The following is a 19683-nucleotide window of genomic DNA, read 5'->3' on the forward strand; positions in this document are numbered from 1 at the left end:
GGCACGCCGCCAGCGTTCATCCTGAGCCAGGATCAAACTCTCCAATAAGAGTATTGATTGCTCAATAAGTTTGTTACTTAGAATTAACGTTGACGCTTGTATTGTGTTCAGTTTTCAAAGAACTTTTCAAGAAATTATTAGCGTTGCTCTCTCGAAGCAACTTTATAATAATATCATCTTTCATTTTGTTAGTCAATGACTTTTTTTGTTTCTTTTTTATTCCATCGCCACATCTCAGCGGCAGGTACTTAATATAACACCTATTAAATATTTAGGCAAGACTTTTTGATTAAAAAATTATACTAGGAAAGCTTTTTAACAAAAAGGCATAAAAAAAGAGTGGAGACCCACTCTTTTTCAAAAAATTACTTATGGCGCATTTGTGGGAAAAGTAATACATCTCTAATTGATGGAGAATTCGTTAAGAGCATTACAAGTCTGTCTACTCCGATTCCCAACCCACCTGTCGGTGGTAAACCGTATTCTAGTGATTCAACAAAATCTTCATCCATCATATGTGCTTCGTCATTTCCTTGCTCTCTTTCTTTGAGCTGAGCTTCGAATCTTTGACGTTGATCAATAGGGTCATTTAACTCTGTAAATGCATTGGCGTGTTCTCTACCCACGATGAATAGCTCAAAGCGATCTGTAAATCTAGGATCTTCAGGATTTTTCTTTGCAAGTGGTGAGATTTCTACTGGATGTCCATAGATGAATGTTGGTTGAATAAGCTTGTCTTCGATTTTTTGTTCGAAAAACTCATTCACAATGTGACCATATTGCATATTATCGTTAATTTCAACATTATTTTCTTTCGCAAGTTGTCTAGCTTCTTCAAGGCTCATTTCCTTCCAGAAGTCTACCCCTACGTACTCTTTAATTGCATCTACCATGTGAAGTCGTTTCCACTCAGGCTTTAGGTCAATTTCATGTTCACCATACGTTATCGTTGTAGTGCCTAATACTTCTTGAGCAATATGAGCGACTAGATTTTCAGTTAGGCTCATGATGTCTTTATAATCTGCATAAGCTTCATACAATTCGATCATTGTGAATTCAGGGTTATGACGTGTAGAGACACCTTCATTACGGAATACACGGCCAATTTCATATACCTTTTCTAATCCACCTACGATTAGACGCTTAAGATGTAGTTCAATCGCAATACGCATATATAATTCGATATCTAGTGCATTATGATGGGTAATGAACGGGCGTGCGGATGCACCACCAGGAATAGAATGCATCATTGGCGTTTCCACCTCTAAATAGCCATGATCATCTAAATAACGTCTCATTGCTCTGATGATTTTACTTCTTGTAATAAAGGTTTCTTTGCTTTCCGGGCTCATAATTAAGTCCAGGTAACGTTGACGATAGCGTTGCTCAACGTCTTTTAATCCATGGAATTTGTCAGGTAATGGACGTAGTGCTTTTGATAATAGTTCAAATGAACTTGCTTTAACAGAAAGCTCTCCTACTTTTGTTTTGAAGACAGTACCTGATACACCGACAATATCCCCAAGATCCGCAAGATTGAATACCTCATACTGTTCTTCCCCAACTGCATCAAGACGTACATATAGTTGAATTTGACCAGTTAAGTCTTGGATATGAGTAAATCCAGCTTTACCTTTACCGCGCTTTGTCATAATACGACCCGCAATGGTTACACTAACCTCTTTTTCGTCTAATTGTTCCTTTGTAAATCCATCATATAAATCGATAAGCTCACGTGTACTATGTGTTCTTTCGAATCTTTTACCAAATGGGTCTACTCCCATTTCACGCAATGTATGTAACTTTTCTCTTCTGACAATCAATTGGTCATTTAATTCCTCATGATTCATTTTTATCAACTCCTATATTGTTACATGATCTATCATAAATACGAATACCTATAACTTGTCCTATTCCAATATAAACGTAAAGCAGAAAAACTGCCAGCAAAAAACTGGCAGTGGGCTACTTACGGGTATTATAGAGTAGGGAACTTTTGATGTCAAACAACCATCTCACTGTTTTGTTGCTTTTCTTCTATTACTTCAACAAAGTTTTGTAATAGTGATACCAATTCATTTCGATTGTTGCAGCCGTTAATCCCATTCCGGACTATTGCATTACCGCGGATTCCTTTTAAATACCACGCGGCGTGCTTTCTAAATTCCCTTACTGCAATATCCTCATTCTTCAAATTTATTAATCGATCTAAATGAAGAATAGAAACATCAATTTTCTCTCTTACTCCTGGCTCCTCAGTTAGTTCACCGGTTTCTAAATATTTCACTGTTTGATAAATCATCCATGGATTTCCTAGTGCTGCACGGCCGATCATGACACCGTCACAACCAGTTTCATCTAGCATCCGTCTTGCATCCTGTGGAGACTTAACATCTCCATTGCCGATTATAGGGATTTTTACAGATTGCTTCACCTGTTTAATAATGTCCCAGTTAGCCGTACCCTCATACATTTGAAGACGAGTTCTTCCGTGTAGGGCTATTGCTTGCCCACCAGCACGCTCTACCGCTTGAGCGTTTTGAATTGCATAAATATGGTCGTCATCCCAGCCCATACGCATTTTTACGGTAACTGGCTTGTCTACTGCGTCCACTACCGAAGAAACCATTTCATAAATTTTATTAGGGTCTAATAGCCATTTCGCCCCTGCATCACATTTAGTGATTTTTGGTACCGGGCATCCCATATTGATATCAATAATATCGGCAGTTGTATTTTTATCAACAAATTTGGCTGCTTCTACTAGTGTTTCTTTTTCACCACCAAAAATTTGAAGGCTTAGCGGTTTTTCACGTTCATCTATATAGAGCATCCCCAATGTTTTTGCATTTTTGAATAGGATTGCTTTATCGCTTACCATTTCCGCACAAACCAATCCTGCACCAAATTCCTTAACAGTTAGACGGAATGCTGAGTTACATACGCCAGCCATCGGAGCAAGAACTACTTGGTTTTTCATATGGATATCGCCGATTTTTAGCACAGTTACCCTCCCTCTTCATTTAATAAAAATCCGTATACTAATCTAACCCTTTTGGGGTTAAGTCTTCAATTGGTACTTTCAATATATCTGAAACTTTCTCTAAAAATGTTTTACTTGGCATTCGTGTTCCCCGCTCAACTTCCCCAACCAAGGATACGGATACCCCAAGGTCTTTTGCTAGACCTTCTTGTGTATATCCTTTTAATTTTCGAAAAGCACGAATACGTCTTCCCCACTTCTCCGCTTCCATATACGTACACCTTCTCTGTCTTGTAATTCGTCTAGTAGTAAGGATATTGGCTTCGTTACTGCTGGAATTTGTAGATTCTGGTCGATTTCAACCAAAGGCACTAGCACAAAGGCCCGCTCTGTCATTCGGGGGTGCGGAATGATAAGACGCTCTGTTTCAACACTTTCATGATTATAAAGCAAGATATCAAGGTCTAACGTTCTTGGACCCCATCTTATTTTCCTTTCCCTTCCTGACTCAAGCTCAATTTCTTGTAAAACCTGCAATAACTCAAATGGTGATAAATCAGTACTTACTTTGATTACCATATTTAAAAATAAATCCTGATCCTCATATCCAACAGGGTCTGTTTCAAAAATGGATGAAAAATCAATTATCACAATACCGCGTTCTTGAATCCCTTTTAATGCAAAACGCAAATACTCTTCCCGTTCCCCTATATTCGTTCCAAGGGCGATATATGCTGTATTATTCATGTTGTCGGCTCCTTGAGATTTCCACAGCAACTGATTGAAGTTGCCCAGGTATAGGTGGGTCTGGTTTAATGACTTTAATGGTGCAACTTGAGACCAATGAAAAGTGCCTTAAAATTTCCGCGGCAATTTTTTCAGCTACAGCTTCTAATAGTTTATATGGTTGTCCCTCGACAATTTCCTTACATAGGTTATAAAGCTCTCCATAGTGAACGGAATAATCCAGGTTATCGGTTTCCCCCGCTTGTTTGACATCCACTTCCACCATCAAGTCGACAAAGAAACGTTGACCTAATTTGGTTTCTTCCGAAAACACTCCGTGATAACCGTAAAATTGCATTTGGTTCACATAGATTTTGTCCATTTTCACACTTCACCTTTACCAACAAGGACATCCATCATTTTAGCAAGCCTTGCATTCATCTTTACATTATGGACACGGACAATATCGCAGCCTTTTTGAATTCCAAGGCAGGTAGTTGCACCGGTTGCTTCATCACGTTCCTGTGGTGGCATATCAAAAATATGACCGATAAAGGATTTCCTTGAGGTTCCAAGCAAAACTGGATAGCCAAGTTCTGAAAATCGGTCTAGTTGACGAATCGTTTCGATATTATCCTCAAAGGTTTTGGCAAAACCTACTCCGGGGTCTAGAATAATATTTTCATCCTTCACACCGGCTGCCTTTACAATTTGAATGCTCTCTTTTAAATCGCTAATCATATCATCGATAAGATTCGTATAGTTTTTATTATCTCTGTTATGCATCAGAATAATGGGGACATTGTAAGCCGCCGCAACCTCGGCCATTTTCGGATCTGCTTTGGCACCCCAAATATCATTAATAATATGCGCCCCGGCTTCAACGGCTTGCTTTGCTACCTCGGATTTATAGGTATCAATGGAAATGGGTACGTGAACTTCCTTAACCAATTCCTTAATGACAGGCACTACTCTAGCAATCTCTTCTTCATCAGCGAGTCTTTCATATCCAGGTCTGGTCGATTCACCGCCCACATCAATCATATCTGCACCTTCAGTGACCATTTTCTTCGCATGAGCGATAGCGGCCTCTAAATCAGTATAAGAGCCGCCATCTGAAAAGGAATCAGGTGTGATATTGAGAATTCCCATAATCATTGTTTTCTTGGAAAAATCTAATTGATAGGGACCACATGTTAGCGATGGTCTTGTTATTCTGTCTTGATCCATTTTCAATCTCCTTTTACTCTGTTTACCAGTAAGTCGATCTTATTTGGGTAGTACTGTTTCATTTTTACTTCTGATATATAATTCAATTACATTATTAATTAATTGTTTACCAGCTGTCGTCATAATTGATTCAGGATGAAATTGAACACCCTCAATAGGATATTCCTTATGGCGAATTGCCATGATTTCTCCCTCTTCTGTTTCAGCTGAAATCTCAAAACACTCTGGTAGCGTCTCTTTTTTTACGATTAATGAATGGTAACGTGTCGCAATAAACGGTTGTTCTACCCCTGAAAAGATGGTCTTACCATCATGCTGGATCTCTGATGTTTTTCCATGCATAAGTCTTTCCGCTTTAATCACATCCCCACCAAACGCTTGGGCTATCGACTGATGACCAAGGCACACACCAAAAATCGGGATACGCCCTGCAAAGTGAGAAATGGTCTCTAAGCTTATTCCTGCTTCATTTGGTGTACAGGGGCCTGGTGAAATCATAATTAAGTCGGGATTTAGTTCCTTAATTTCTTGAATCGTGATCTCATCATTTCTTTTGACGATGATAGCTTCTCCTAATTCTCCAACATATTGTACTAAATTAAATGTAAACGAGTCATAATTATCAATCATTACGATCATTCTAGCTCACCTCATACTCAAATTTTTCTGCTCAACTTGCTCAACTCTTTGTCTTCTACTCTAGATCGTCTATTTTAGTATCCTTTGACTCTATTTCTATATTTTACATGATATACAATTTTCAGTACACCTTAGATAGAAAAAAAGAGTCTAACCCAGAAGGATAGACTCTTTGAGACATTTATCATTATTGCTCGTCAAATTGATAAAGAACTGTACTTAAGTAACGCTCACCATTGTCCGGAACAACTGCAAGGACTTTTTTGCCTTTTCCTAATTTTTTCGCAACTTGTAGTGCTGCGTAAATAGCTGCACCTGAGGAAATTCCTACAAGGAATCCTTCTTCTTGACCTGTACGGCGTGCAGTATCAATTGCTTCCTCGTTTTTAACTGTAAACACTTCATCATAAAGTTCTGTGTTTAATACACTCGGTACAAAGTTTGCGCCTATACCCTGGATTTTATGTGGACCTGGTTTTCCACCAGATAGAATTGCTGAGTCAGCTGGTTCAACCGCTACAATATGGATGTCTGGATACTTCTCTTTTAATACTTGGCCAGCTCCGGTGATTGTTCCACCTGTTCCAATTCCAGCCACAAACGCATCTAGTTGATTACCCATTTGCTCAACAATTTCCTTACCAGTCGTTAAACGGTGAACCTCAGGGTTTGCTGGATTGTCGAATTGTTGTGGCATGTAATAGCCATGTTCCTTTACTAGCTCTTCTGCTTTGTTAACGGCACCTTTCATTCCTTCGGCACCAGGTGTTAAAACAAGCTCAGCGCCATATGCACGTAAAAGATTACGGCGTTCCATACTCATTGTATCTGGCATTACTAAGATTGCTCTATATCCTTTAGCAGCTGCTACCATTGCTAAACCAATACCAGTGTTTCCACTTGTCGGTTCAATGATCGTGTCGCCCGTCTTTAAATCACCATTTTTCTCAGCAGCTTCAATCATCGCTAACGCAATTCTATCCTTTACACTGCTACCTGGGTTAAAAAACTCAAGCTTTACATATACATCTGCACTATCTTCATCAACTAAGTGATTAAGCTTTACAACTGGTGTTTGACCGATTAATTCATATATTGAATTCGCTACTCTTGTCATGATTCCACCCTCAATCCCTACTATTTTTATTGGTTTTATCTACAATTTAGCAATTCCCATCCTAAAAGTCAACGAATATACTACTACCAAATTGTGAATTTTTCCCTAAGAATTTTATTGGTGATTTTCAAAGAACCACTTAACACCAAGTTCTTTCCAGAACGGTTCTACTGATATAGCCCCATTCATCTGGTCTATTGCAATTTGACGCTTTATTTGACCCTTAACATCGTCATATGAATATGTTACTGCATCAATTACCTCATGTAGGATAATAACCGCATAGCCACCTTCAACCTCTACAGGCTCACTCCATTCATTTGGCTTTAATTGTTCAGCCACATCTAAATACCTATCGGGAGCATATCCGTTTTCCGCATTGACAAATCCGAGTTCCCCACCCCGATTTGCAGAAAACTCATCCGTTGATTTCTCCATAGCAAGCGCAGCGAAGCTAGAACCATTATCTAACTCTTGTCGTACTTGTTCAGCAGCTTCTTTTGTTTTCACGACAATATGAGAAATGTGGTACGACTTTGGAATTTCGTATAGATGCTTATTTTCCTCGTAGAAATGTTTCATTTCTTCCTCAGATATGATCGCATCCTTTGTTAAGAGCTCTTCTAATAAAATACTTAACTCAATTTGCTCTTGCCAATGCTTATCATCAATATTTTCATTATCGATGGTATTATACATGGTCTTTATTAACGTCAATTCACGTTCAACGGCATCCTCTGACAAAGTGATGTCATACTTTTTGGCCATTTGACGAACAACTTCCTCATCAATCATTCCCTCTAAAATTTGTTTCCCATATCTGTCTTCAAGTTCATGTAACCATTGTTGTCTTGTTATGGCTGTTTCTCCAATTGTAGCCACTACCTCTTCTTCCCCACTAGCAACAACGGGCTTGGATGCTTCAATCGTCTTTTCCTGAGACAATTCCCCTGATTTATCAGTCATAAAGTACACAACTGACAAACAGTTTGTGATAACGAGAGCAATTATAACTGACCATAATATCTTTTGATTCATTTTTCCCATCTCCCATTACCTTACTTTGCTTGGTCTTTTAATTCTATTAACTCTTCTTTTGAAAAATGATATTTTTCGTTACAAAAATGGCATTGTGCCTCTGCTTTTCCATCTTCCTCAATCATCGCTTCAATTTCTTCTGTGCCTAGACTAATAATGGCACTTTCAATTCGTTCTCTAGAGCAAGGACAAACAAAGGATACTGGCATCTTTTCAAGAATTTTAAGGTTTCCTTCGCCAACAATCTCTTTTAAAATAGCTTCAGGTGTAAGACCTTTTTCAATCATCTTAGAGATTGGTTCGATTTCTTGAAGTCTTTTTTCAATTTGCGAAATGGTTTCCTCATCTGTACCAGGCATAAGCTGAATCAGGAAACCACCAGCAGCTAAAATGGAGTTGTCTGGGTTCACTAAAACACCTACACCAACAGATGAAGGTGTTTGCTCAGAAGAAACAAGATAATACGTAAAATCCTCTCCAAGTTCTCCTGAAACAATCGGTACCTGTCCAGAGAATTGCTCTCTCATTCCAATATCTTTTACAATTGTTAATGTTCCATCTGTTCCGACTGCTCTTCTCACATCAAGTTTCCCATGCTCATTTAAATCAAAATGAGTTTGAGGGTTGGTTACATATCCTCTTACTTCCCCTTTTGCGTTTGTATCTACCAGAATAACGCCGATTGGTCCTCCACCTTCAACTTTGATGGTGAGTTTTACATCGCCCTTTAGTGTGGCTCCTAACATGACCCCTGCTGTCATCGTTCTACCAAGAGCTGCTGACGCAGTAGGCCATGTATAATGGCGTCTTTGGGCCTCGGCAACTGTTTCTGTTGAATTAATTGCATATGCACGAACCTGTCCATCAAAAGCTAACGCCTTAACTAAATAATCACTCATTTTTTTACTCCTTTTCGTGTCATCACATCTGATGTTATTTTCATTTTGTTTCTTTATTGCGTTGATAAATAAGCTGTAGCCCTTTTAACGTTAATAATGGGTCGACAATATCAATCGCGGTTGATTCTCCAGCAATCAGTGAAGCAAGTCCTCCTGTTGCAATGACCTTTGGCTTCTCCACAGCTTGGGCTTTTATGCGACTGACGATACCCTCAACTTGACCAACATACCCATATAATATACCTGCCTGCATCGCACTAACAGTGTTTCGCCCAATTACACCTTCTGGACGAGCTATTTCGATTCTTGGTAACTTTGCAGCCCTTGAATATAAGGCTTCAGTTGAAATGGCAATTCCAGGCGCAATCGCTCCACCCATGTATTGCTTTTTCTCATTTATGTAACAGTATGTTGTGGCAGTACCAAAATCAACTATGATAAGTGGACTTCCATACAGATGGATTCCCGCAACAGCATTGACGATACGATCAGCACCCACTTCTTTTGGATTGTCGTATTTAATGTTTAATCCCGTTTTCATACCTGGTCCCACGACTAACGGTTTAATTCCAAAATACTTTATACACATTCGTTCAAGTGCAAACATAATCGGTGGAACGACAGAAGACATAATAATCCCATTAATATCCTTAAACGTTAATCCCTCGTGTGCTAATAGCGATTTTATAACGAGACCATATTCATCCTCTGTTTTATTTCGGCTGGTTTCGATTCTCCAATGATGTTTTAGCTCATCATTTTCATATACCCCTAAAACCATATTTGTATTCCCAACATCAAAAACAAAAATCATGTGGTACCCCCTACCCCCAAATGCAAAAGCACAATTACGAATTTGCAACTTAATGCAAACATCATACCATACCTCGTTTTTATTATTCCACAATTAAAGAATCAAAAACGGCACAAAAAAAGGTGCCTACGATAGGGTGTAGACACCTTTTGCTGTTACTATTCTTTATCTTTATTTTCGCCTTCCGTTACGTCCTCTTCTTTTTTAGAGTTAATCGTAACTTTTACATCGTCTTTTGGTTTAACTGCATTCTCAGAAGCTTCTGGGCGGTCAGGTAATTTACCTTCTTCGAACAAGCTCTTAATTTGGGCAGCATCTAATGTTTCAACCTCAAGTAATGTTTCTGCGATGAGTTTAAGTTTATCTTGATTCTCTGTAAGAATTTGCCTTGCTTTTTCATAGCTTTCTTTAATAAAGCGTTGAATCTCAAGATCAATTTCATGGGCAATTGCATCACTATAGTTTTGCTCGTTGTGGATGTCGCGTCCTAAGAACACTTGACCACCTTGTGCTTGACCGAATTGGAGTGGACCTAACTTTTCACTCATTCCATATTCCGTAACCATTTTACGAGCAATACCTGTAGCACGTTGGAAGTCATTATGAGCACCTGTACTCACTTCTCCAAATGTGATTTCCTCAGCCACACGACCTCCTAAGAGACCTGTAATTTTATCCAATAGTTCAGGCTTCGTCATGAAGTAACGGTCTTCCTTAGGAAGCATTACTGCATAACCACCCGCTTGACCACGTGGGACAATTGTAACCTTATGAACCATATCCGCTTCATCAAGCACCATTCCAATAACGGTATGTCCCGCTTCGTGGAACGCTACGATATTGCGTTCTTTTTTCGATATGACACGGTTCTTTTTCGCTGGACCTGCGATTACGCGGTCTGACGCTTCATCAAGATCCGTCATATCAATTTTCTTCTTGTTTTGTCGAGCGGCAACGAGTGCTGCTTCATTAAGTAGATTTTCTAGGTCTGCACCTGAGAATCCTGGAGTTCTTGCAGCGATAGCTTTTAGATCAACCGATTCATCAAAAGGCTTATTACGAGCATGAACTCGTAAAACCGCTTCTCTTCCTTTAACATCTGGACGGTCAACTGTAATTTGACGGTCAAAACGTCCTGGACGTAGAAGGGCAGGATCTAGAATGTCTGGGCGGTTTGTTGCCGCAACGATGATGATTCCTTCGTTTGCGCCGAATCCATCCATCTCAACTAACAATTGGTTTAAGGTTTGCTCACGCTCATCATGACCGCCACCAAGACCAGCACCACGCTGACGTCCAACTGCATCAATTTCATCTATGAAAATGATACATGGCGCATTTTTCTTAGCATTTTCAAATAAGTCACGTACACGTGAAGCACCAACCCCTACGAACATTTCAACGAAATCCGAACCACTGATAGAGAAGAACGGAACTCCCGCTTCACCAGCAGCCGCACGGGCAAGTAATGTTTTACCTGTTCCAGGAGGTCCAACAAGGAGGATTCCTTTTGGAATTCTTGCACCTAGATCAGCAAATTTACGTGGGTCCTTCAAAAACTCAACTACTTCAATAAGCTCTTGCTTCTCTTCGTCCGCACCTGCAACATCTTTAAATCGAACCTTTTTCTTTTCTTCGCTATATAACTTCGCTTTACTCTTACCGAAGTTCATAACCCTACTGCCGCCGCCTTGGGCTTGATTAAGTAGGAAGAAGAATAAAATAAAGATGATAACAAATGGGATAATCGACGTAAAGAAGGTTACCCAACCACTTGTTTCCTTTGCTTTAAGTATATCTACGTCTGCGGCTTTTGCAGCCTCAGTAATCCGATCAACTTCATTTTGACTACCGATGATGTTAGTGACAAAGAATTGATCCTTATCGTAGGAATTTAACTGACCTCTAACCTCATAGACGCCTCTTTCAGGTTGTATCGTAATATTTTTTACATCTCCGGCTTCGAGATGTTGAACAAACTTGCCATATTTCATCACTTCAGGCTGGCCACCTGCTCCTTGGAAAAAGCTAACCACACCGATAATGACTAAAAATATGAGTAAATAGAATATGACATTTCTAAAAATTCGATTCATCCCTTACCTCCTCCCGCGGTGAACAAACTATAGTAAATAGTATCATAGATAATTATGGCTATTCAAATGATATACGTGTTTTCAACCAAAAGGTTTCAAAAATGACCGAGTTTTTCTCTCGGAATGTGACTATTCTGAGTAGACCTCAGGTTTTAACACACCGATATACGGTAAATTACGATATTTTTCAGCATAGTCTAGACCGTAACCTACAACAAACTCATCGGGAACAATAAACCCAACATAGTCTGCCTGAATATCCGCTTTTCTTCCTGATGGCTTATCCAAAAGTGTAACAATTTTAATGGACTTTGCTTTACGGTAACGGAATAATTCAACAAGATAGCTTAGTGTAAGACCACTATCAATAATATCTTCAATGACAAGAATGTCTCTTCCTTCTACAGATGTATCTAAGTCCTTGATGATTTTTACTTCTCCGGATGAAACCGTTGAGTTTCCATAGCTTGACACATCCATAAAATCCATTTCCAAGTATGTATCTACTCTTTTTAACAGATCGCCCATGAAAGGCATAGCTCCTTTTAAAATTCCAATTGCTAAAGGAAATTTGTCTTTATAGTCCTCTGTTAAAGTATTACCTAATTCCTTGATTTTTTTCTGAAGTTCTTCCTCACTAAATAAAACCTTCTCGATATCCTGCTTCATTCTTTTAAAGCCCCCTAAACATTCTGCGTGTATTGTAATACGATATAGTGCGATTTTGTTTTACATGATGCTTCATATGATGATTTCTTCAATCCTGGAAGCCACAAAATCTTTCCTTGTTCATCCTCAACAATTGGCCAATGGTCACGTCTGTGAAGTGGTATTTTTTCATCAATGAAAATATCCTTCACTTTTTTTGAACCATTCATTCCTTTTAGCCTCATTTTATCTCCAATTTTTCTCGTTCGGACATAAATTGGTAATTGGATGTCGTCTGGGTCAATGACGAAACAATCATTTCCGACCAAGTCATTAGGATAGTTCTTCCACACTTGACTCTTTATTTCACTACCATCTTCAAGTTTATAAAGCCCAGGTGTATCAATGTTAAATCGATAGGGGCTTACGTTTTCCTTACGATCTGTATAAGTATATGTACAACTCTCATAAGATTTTACAATTCGCAAACCAGCGGGAAAATACAATTCTCCAGATGGATGATTATTCGCCAAGAAGGTTAACAAATTGTCGATATGTACGGCAGAAAGAGAAGGAGGAAGTTCTTTGTAGAGATAGTTTAATATTAGTTGAATCCCTCTTCTTTGTAAAGATTTTGGCATCGCTAATAAGAGGGGAATTTCAATCTCTATTTCATTGTCTTCATTCCTTTTCATTACTTTATTCATTTTTTCGATGGTTAATTCATCTAAAACTTCATTGTCCTCTGTCATGTACTGGTTAAACTGTAGAAAATGTTCATGCACTGCCGGATTTTCTTGTTTTAAAAACGGAAGAACATGATGCCTGAATCGGTTCCTTGTATAGTCGTCTTTATCATTTGAAGGATCACGTCTTGGAGATAACCTCCATTCCCTGCAGTATTCTTCAATATCAGCTTTTGTCACAGATAAAAACGGGCGAATAATTGCCCCACATGAAAAAGGGCGTTTTATCTGCATGCCCGCATAGCCAATTCCCTTACTACCTCGAACTAAACGCATTAATATCGATTCTATTTGATCATCCCCATGATGCCCAAGTGCTAAATAATCTGCTTTATGTTTTTGCATGACTTCATTAAAAAAATCGTACCTCACTTCCCTCGCGGCTACTTGGGAACTTAAACCATGTTCCTTTTTATAGGATGTCACATCGATTTGGATTGATTCAAAAGGAATCTGAAATGATTCACAAAAACCTTTTACATATAATAAATCTTCTTCGGACTCTTTCCCACGAAACATATGGTCAACATGGGCAGCGATTATAGTTACTTCTTTATACTGGTGAAATAAATAATGAAGTAAAGCGAGGGAATCCGGACCACCGGACACCCCTACTATTATTGTTGAGCCTTTTTTAATTAATTCATGCTTTTTTATAAACCTGTTTACCTTTTCAATCATTGTCGGACCAATCCTTTTTATAAATCTAAATATATCGTAGCATTTTCCTATTTATTTTTACAGAATTTGTCCATACAAATAAAGCAAATATCCAAGTGATACAAATAGCAGTAATAATACAGTTTCGAGCACTCCACCTTTTTGTTTCTTCGGTTTTAGCCGTCTATTTGCCCGTGATACATTAGATCCAGCTTGGGATTGGCTAGTTGCCTTTGGCCTAGCTTGTGACTTTCTTGCTGAACGTGTTTTTTGTGCAGGTGCGTGATCCTTATTTGCTGGACTTAACTTCATAACTAAATCTTTACGCATTTCAGCTGCTCGCTGATACTTTCCATCAATCGCATGATATAGGACAGTATCAAATTTTCTTAGCGAATCCGTATTTGCAATAATAGATTTTAATTGTTTCACCGGTTGATCCGTTTTTGTAAATCGGTTTGGATAGGCAGCATTGATGATAATCATTGCAACCGCAAATAAGTCATAGGAGGCTTCCGCTTTTCTTGAGCCTGCTCCCCAATAGCCACGGTCAAAGAATTCAGTAAACTCTTTTATCGCCCTTCCTTGTACAGTTGTTCCTCCGACATCAATACAGCGGATTTTTGGCGGATTTCCCGCAACCAGTAGATTATCGGGTTTTAAGTCACCAAAAACCCAGCCTTCCTGATGGAGCCTGTCTAAATCAGAAAGCAATTGTAAGCATAAGATGCCTGTCCATTCTTTTCCCCTTTTTTCAATAAAAGATAAAAAGCTTTCACCACGAATATATTCCATGACGTAAAAGGAAATAGGACTTGAAAATCCGGGTCTCATCCAATCATCGACATCTATAAAAGAAGGCCCAAGGGCAGAGCCTTGGACCTTAGAGAAGTGCTTTAGTACATTTACTTCCGACGTAATTGTCACGCCATTTTCACTAATTTTTAAAGCCACAGGGCCATCAATGCTCTCAGCTAAGTAGACAATTCCATTGGCACCTTGTCCTAAAGGTCTCACAACGCGATATGATTTTTTATGCCACTTTCCTGTAATAACTGTACCAGGGGAAACCTTACATACCTGACTCTTCGTAGTATTGTTCATCATCACGAGACAACAAACTCCTTAATGATCTTTTTTTCTTGAAGTAGGTAAGTGCCTCACGGATTGCCGGACCTGTTGGTGTAATTCCACCAGTTGTAAGCTTTGGAAAAATACTAGACAAGGATTCTAGTCTCGGTGTCCAATCTAATACCCTTTCAACTTCAACTCTTTTCCCCGGAAATACGAAAACAGAAAATTGATTGTCTCCCATTCTCGCATTTAAGCTTATTGATAGGTCCAGCAAGGCTTCTTTTACAGTTGGTAATTTATGCTTCATACTCGCGCTTGTATCCACTAGAACGAGAACCTCTAAATCAACCGTTTCTCCAAGTTCATCTACAACCTCCATTACTTCTCCGCGTTTTTCCGGAGGAAGGTCTTCCATTGATGTCTTGGCTCCCAGGATTTGCTGGAGCTCCTTGTTGACGACCCCTTGTAAAGTTTGGGTCATTGCTTGTCTTGTTACCATTTGAACCGTTTGAGACAGTTGAGTAGAATATACGATTTGGCTCACTCCACCACCAGCCGTAGCGATTCCTTCGATTTCCTGCATGCCTTGTTCATCAATCGTATCCTGCTCCACTACGCCAATGACATTGATCGTTACACCTTGCTCTCTAGCAAGTGCAGCCATTGCAATCGGATCTTCCCCTTGATTTGAGCAACCGTCTGTAATTAATAGAATTTGCTTCAATGTGCCTTTTTGCACGTTTCATCCCCTCCAACTAGGTAAAATTAGTATAAGGATGGACGAGATTATTACTTTTTAAACCCTTTTAATAGAATCAAATTGCCTTCCTTTTCGTTTTATGATATCCGTACGCAGGGATGGCTGCCCATTTTGGTGTATTATGATTAATCTTTGTCACAACAACAGTCATATCATCTTCAATTTGACCAGACCTTGTGCGAATGACCTCCTCCATAATGAGATCCGCTACCTCTTGAGGATCTTTTGTTTGAATCTCATTGATTTTACGTTTCATCCACATATCATGGTTTTCAACATGCTTTGGCCCTTCAAAAATCCCATCACTCATCATGATTAATAGGTCTCCTGCCTTCAATTGTTCATCAACTACCTCCACTTCAAAGTCTTCAATGATCCCCATTGGTAGATTACTTGCCTGTATTTTACTAATCTTATCTCCTCTCTTAATATAACTTGGCGTAGAGCCTATTTTTAAGAACTTCGCACTTGCATCCTGTAAGTCAATTACTGCTAAATCGAGCGTCGAGAAAATCTCATCTGTTGTACGTAAGGAGAGAATGGAGTTAACAGATTTAATCGCCACCTTCTCTTCAATGCCTGATTGAAGAATCTTCTTTAACAACTCCAAGGTTTCATTGCTTTCATAGTGGGCTCGTTCACCATTCCCCATTCCGTCACTAATGGCAACCGCATGCTTTCCAACGCCTAACTCAATTGTTGAATAGCTGTCCCCTGATACTAATCCGCCACCCTTAGCAGCGTGAGCGACACCTGTTTCAATGACATATGCCTTTGCCGAACCAAGTGTTACATGACAATACCCATTTGGATAGGCTGAGCATTCTTCATTTTTCACGAGAATGGTTTCCTCCAGAATATCCGATAGCATCGGCGCAATTAATTTTTCACACTCCCCACTTCCATTGCAATATGGAATACTCAATTCAATATCTACATTTCCTTGTTCTACACTGTAAATTTCTACATGCCCAATTTGAATACCAAACGACTGCAACGCATCTAGGATTTGTTCTTCCAATACATGATGATTTTCACCTTCACGTTGAATTTCCTTGGCAAAATCACTCATGACCTGGGAAACACCTAATAATTGTTCTGCTACTAGTTTTCGACTCTCCTTTACTTGTTTTTTTAGTTTTTGGTTTGCCTGATAATAGGTCAACTCCTGTTCAATGGCATCGATTACTTTTTTCGAGCGTACACAATGTTTGTCCCAGTCTCTTGTAAGCTTGTGGTTGTACTGAAGCGAATTTGTATCACATCCATGCATAATATCTTTCATATAGTCATATGTTTTATTAAAGTTCTTGGACCAGCACGCCTCCTTTTTGAAACACGATTGACAGGTCTTTTCCGTTACATTGCTTAAAAACAGATCGACTTCACGGTCTTTGTCCTCTTCATCAATGGGATACCCATATTCAGAAAAACTATTGGACAAAGCCTCAAATACTGTTGAAAACTGTGAAACACGATTTGCCGTTACATCACGAACTTTACGTAAATATTGCTGTTGTTCTGCATGATGCTCAGGTGTTCCTGGAATATTTTTAGCCACTTTGCTTATTAAACTCCTAGGCGTTAGTAAAAATAAGAGAATGGCTACAACAGATTCATATAATGTAGGAATGATTTGGCTTGCACCTTCTCCGTAGAGGCCAATTAAAAGCGTTCCTACAATGAGACCAAGTGCAACGCCGCCTTTTTTGCCTTCTTTTAGAAGACCGCCTAATAATCCAGAAAAGGCAAGAAGACTCATTTGGTACAAGCTCGTTACATTCGCTAAACTTAAAATAAGTCCGGTTACAACCCCTACGGTTGACCCGATCGTTGCCCCTGCAACAAATGCAAACAAGAGGACAACATATCTTGAGAGTATATTGGAAATCGACATCTCATAAACGAGCCATCCCATGGTACCTGTTAACACAGAGGCAATTAAGATAATCAAACAAATAACTTCTTCCGTTTTAAAGGATTGTCTCCTTCGTCTCTCTGTTAACAATGGTACGCTTTGCAGGAAAATTAAGGTTAAAATAAAGGCTAAGCCGGATCCGACACCAAGCATTACTCCGTCATGGACGGTGACTGTTCCTTGAGTAACATAGAGAACACTTACCTTCGCAATGGCAGATGCAATTAACACCAGAACTGGTAATGCTTTGATTAAATCTACTTTAAACCTTTGAAGAACTTTATAGATTACTAGAAAAAAGGAAATTGATAGAAATGTAAAAACAGTGACATCTGCTGAAAGGGTAAATGATCCCGCGATAACAGCTGCCATCGCAAGTCCCGCTTTTCCTTTTTTCATCATAAATACGCTTGCGAAAAATGGTAATGCAAAGGGGGTTAATTCATTCAGGATGAGGGCCCGCCCTAATAAAAATCCAACGACTACTAGTAAAAGCCCTTTTAGTAGAAATAGATTGACAAGCTTAGCTTGAAAACGATGAAACCATCTGGACACAGTGTCCTGTGTTTTTCCAATGTCTACCTCTGCGATTGGTCCGCTCAGATTTCTCTCTATTCTTTCCATATATAAACACTCCCCGTAATTAATAGTTGTCTGTTATTATACAGTTGCAAGAATTCGTATTTTGTCAAAACAACAGGAGCGAAAAAGAAAAACATTCGACTGCTTGTCCAGTTTTCCAACAAAATAAATGTCATATGGCGAATTTTAGAATTGTAATTTAATAGGTTTGCCAAAAATTTCATACGTTTGTTGTGTATATAGTGCGAATTTTTGTATTTTTTACCTTCCATACAAAATATATTGACGAACGAATAGACAGAAGGTATTATATTACTTGTGCTTACTTACTAGAGTTTGAGACAGAGATTGTCGAACACTTTTTTAATTACGAAAACATGGCGGTGTAGCTCAGCTGGCTAGAGCGACGAGCAAAGCTTCCATGAACCATCTGCGAGTTGTTCCGACGCATTAATCATCCTCGAATTTGCTAGTAGAGGAAGGAACATACTTACTAGTTTCAAAAGATATAGTATTTCAGTACTCATTTATCCATGGCGGTGTAGCTCAGCTGGCTAGAGCGTACGGTTCATACCCGTGAGGTCGGGGGTTCGATCCCCTCCGCCGCTACCATAATTTAAAGGCCCGTTGGTCAAGCGGTTAAGACACCGCCCTTTCACGGCGGTAACACGGGTTCGAATCCCGTACGGGTCATACGAACGTGCGAGTAAAACAAATGTTTTATCCGCACTTTTTTTGTGCCCATTTTAGATAACCTTGTTACTTCTACCTTTTTGTTCTTAATCTGTATTAAAAAACAGCACACAAAAAAGCACCCGAATTCGGGTGCTTTATCTATATATATTTAAGCTACAGCAGCAGGTTATCCTCTTCTCGCTCCACGCCCACCACGTTTTGACTCAGTGTGACGCTTTAAGGAAGATAGACGATCTTCACTGTCCTTCAGAAAGCGATTCATTTTTTGTTCAAAGCTTTCAGTTTTGTTTTGATTACGTTGGTCGTTTCTGTTATTGCGTGGACCATTGTGTCGTGGACGTTGTGGTTGTTGTTGTTGTGTTTCTTTTGCTTTTTTAATGGATAAACCAATTTTTCCATCTTTCTCAACATTGATAACCTTGACCTCAACTTGGTCGCCAACTTTTAAATGCTCATTAATATCTTTAACATAATTGTCAGCAACCTCACTAATATGGACAAGACCAGTTGAGCCCTCTGGCAGCTCCACAAACGCTCCGAAATTCGTAATACCTGTTACCTTCCCTTGAACCTTGCTGCCTACTTCGATTGACATAAAAAAAATGCTCCTCCTTAAATTTGAAAAAAAATCAATTTATTATATTATACATAATTTAAAAATCAAGTGTCAATAAGACTAAGACCCATCCCCAACTTTAAAGATGATTTCTCCTTCCTTAGATAGAAAATAATCCCTGCGAATTATTTTTTCGATATACTCATCACTGTTGAGTTTTACGACTTCCTCTTCAAGAAGAACTTGCTCATCCTTTAGTGCGGTGAGCTGCTCTTGTAATTGTTCCTTTTTTGCAGCCTTTTCATTCATCGTCTTATGTTGGGATACAACCATTGAAATGAGCCCATAGGAAATAATGACAACCAAAACGAAAAAGGCAATCAATCTTCTAATTAAGCCTTTTCGTTTGATTTGAATGGCTTCTTCTTGTTGTTTATATTTTTCCATATAGGTCGATTGTAATTGTGTTACATTTTTCTTTCGTACTGCACTCATTGTAGA

At 39.0% G+C, this 19683-nt stretch carries 19 protein-coding genes and 2 tRNA genes; 2 read left to right on the forward strand and 19 right to left on the reverse strand.

Features of this window, described 5'->3' with window-relative positions; all coding sequences use genetic code 11:
* Positions 1 to 365: 365 nt before the first annotated feature.
* From lysS to spoIIE, 17 genes are all read right to left on the reverse strand, one after another.
* Complete coding sequence (lysS, locus tag DZB84_RS21680) at positions 366 to 1850, reverse strand: lysine--tRNA ligase (protein WP_116354387.1); 1485 nt, start codon at positions 1848 to 1850, stop codon at positions 366 to 368.
* Between the two features lie 152 nt (positions 1851 to 2002).
* Positions 2003 to 3004, reverse strand: a complete 1002-nt coding sequence (gene dusB, locus DZB84_RS21685) for a tRNA dihydrouridine synthase DusB (RefSeq protein ID WP_116354388.1) — start codon at positions 3002 to 3004, stop codon at positions 2003 to 2005.
* A gap of 37 nt (positions 3005 to 3041) precedes the next feature.
* Entirely contained in the window at positions 3042 to 3254 is a 213-nt protein-coding gene (locus DZB84_RS21690) for a helix-turn-helix domain-containing protein (RefSeq protein WP_116354389.1), read from the reverse strand.
* Positions 3206 to 3730 carry a 2-amino-4-hydroxy-6-hydroxymethyldihydropteridine diphosphokinase gene (gene folK, locus DZB84_RS21695; RefSeq protein WP_116354390.1) on the reverse strand — a complete coding sequence of 175 codons (525 nt, stop codon included), beginning with the start codon at positions 3728 to 3730 and terminating at the stop codon, positions 3206 to 3208. Before folK ends, DZB84_RS21690 begins: the two co-directional genes overlap by 49 nt.
* Entirely contained in the window at positions 3723 to 4091 is a 369-nt protein-coding gene (folB, locus tag DZB84_RS21700; protein ID WP_116354391.1) for a dihydroneopterin aldolase, read from the reverse strand. Before folB ends, folK begins: the two co-directional genes overlap by 8 nt.
* Before the next feature lie 2 nt (positions 4092 to 4093).
* Entirely contained in the window at positions 4094 to 4939 is an 846-nt protein-coding gene (gene folP, locus DZB84_RS21705; protein WP_116354392.1) for a dihydropteroate synthase, read from the reverse strand.
* A 39-nt stretch (positions 4940 to 4978) separates the two neighbouring features.
* Positions 4979 to 5578 (reverse strand): aminodeoxychorismate/anthranilate synthase component II, encoded by a 600-nt coding sequence (gene pabA / locus DZB84_RS21710; protein ID WP_116354393.1) that lies wholly within the window; start codon positions 5576 to 5578, stop codon positions 4979 to 4981.
* Between the two features lie 187 nt (positions 5579 to 5765).
* Positions 5766 to 6695, reverse strand: a complete 930-nt coding sequence (cysK, locus tag DZB84_RS21715) for a cysteine synthase A (protein WP_116354394.1) — start codon at positions 6693 to 6695, stop codon at positions 5766 to 5768.
* Between the two features lie 114 nt (positions 6696 to 6809).
* On the reverse strand, positions 6810 to 7733 hold the full coding sequence (locus DZB84_RS21720) for a peptidyl-prolyl cis-trans isomerase (RefSeq protein ID WP_116354395.1): 924 nt from the start codon (positions 7731 to 7733) through the stop codon (positions 6810 to 6812).
* 20 nt (positions 7734 to 7753) lie between these two features.
* Complete coding sequence (gene hslO / locus DZB84_RS21725; RefSeq protein WP_116354396.1) at positions 7754 to 8632, reverse strand: Hsp33 family molecular chaperone HslO; 879 nt, start codon at positions 8630 to 8632, stop codon at positions 7754 to 7756.
* 40 nt (positions 8633 to 8672) lie between these two features.
* Positions 8673 to 9446 carry a type III pantothenate kinase gene (locus DZB84_RS21730; RefSeq protein WP_116354397.1) on the reverse strand — a complete coding sequence of 258 codons (774 nt, stop codon included), beginning with the start codon at positions 9444 to 9446 and terminating at the stop codon, positions 8673 to 8675.
* A gap of 158 nt (positions 9447 to 9604) precedes the next feature.
* Entirely contained in the window at positions 9605 to 11542 is a 1938-nt protein-coding gene (ftsH, locus tag DZB84_RS21735; protein ID WP_116354398.1) for an ATP-dependent zinc metalloprotease FtsH, read from the reverse strand.
* 129 nt (positions 11543 to 11671) lie between these two features.
* The gene (hpt, locus tag DZB84_RS21740; protein WP_116354399.1) at positions 11672 to 12211 is read right to left on the reverse strand and encodes a hypoxanthine phosphoribosyltransferase; all 540 of its coding nucleotides are present in this window, start codon (positions 12209 to 12211) and stop codon (positions 11672 to 11674) included.
* A gap of 14 nt (positions 12212 to 12225) precedes the next feature.
* Positions 12226 to 13617, reverse strand: a complete 1392-nt coding sequence (gene tilS / locus DZB84_RS21745; RefSeq protein WP_116354400.1) for a tRNA lysidine(34) synthetase TilS — start codon at positions 13615 to 13617, stop codon at positions 12226 to 12228.
* 57 nt (positions 13618 to 13674) lie between these two features.
* Positions 13675 to 14703 (reverse strand): protein kinase domain-containing protein, encoded by a 1029-nt coding sequence (locus tag DZB84_RS21750; protein ID WP_116354401.1) that lies wholly within the window; start codon positions 14701 to 14703, stop codon positions 13675 to 13677.
* A complete protein-coding gene (locus tag DZB84_RS21755) occupies positions 14669 to 15409 on the reverse strand; it encodes a vWA domain-containing protein (RefSeq protein WP_116354402.1) in 741 nt (246 codons plus the stop codon). The genes DZB84_RS21750 and DZB84_RS21755 overlap by 35 nt, the downstream gene beginning before the upstream one ends.
* Before the next feature lie 76 nt (positions 15410 to 15485).
* Positions 15486 to 17972 (reverse strand): stage II sporulation protein E, encoded by a 2487-nt coding sequence (gene spoIIE, locus DZB84_RS21760; protein WP_116354403.1) that lies wholly within the window; start codon positions 17970 to 17972, stop codon positions 15486 to 15488.
* A 493-nt stretch (positions 17973 to 18465) separates the two neighbouring features.
* On the opposite strand from spoIIE, the gene DZB84_RS21765 reads away from it, so the two are divergent.
* Positions 18466 to 18542 (forward strand) — tRNA-Met (locus DZB84_RS21765).
* A 9-nt stretch (positions 18543 to 18551) separates the two neighbouring features.
* Positions 18552 to 18623 (forward strand) — tRNA-Glu (locus tag DZB84_RS21770).
* Positions 18624 to 18792: 169 nt separating this feature from the next.
* Here DZB84_RS21770 and DZB84_RS21775 read toward each other — a convergent pair.
* Positions 18793 to 19221, reverse strand: coding sequence for a S1 domain-containing RNA-binding protein (locus tag DZB84_RS21775; protein WP_116354404.1), 429 nt, complete (start codon positions 19219 to 19221; stop codon positions 18793 to 18795).
* Between the two features lie 81 nt (positions 19222 to 19302).
* The gene (locus DZB84_RS21780) at positions 19303 to 19677 is read right to left on the reverse strand and encodes an FtsB family cell division protein (RefSeq protein ID WP_116354405.1); all 375 of its coding nucleotides are present in this window, start codon (positions 19675 to 19677) and stop codon (positions 19303 to 19305) included.
* Positions 19678 to 19683: the final 6 nt, after the last annotated feature.

The organism is Bacillus sp. HNG (assembly GCF_003400205.1).
Lineage (GTDB): Bacteria > Bacillota > Bacilli > Bacillales > Bacillaceae_L > Ferdinandcohnia.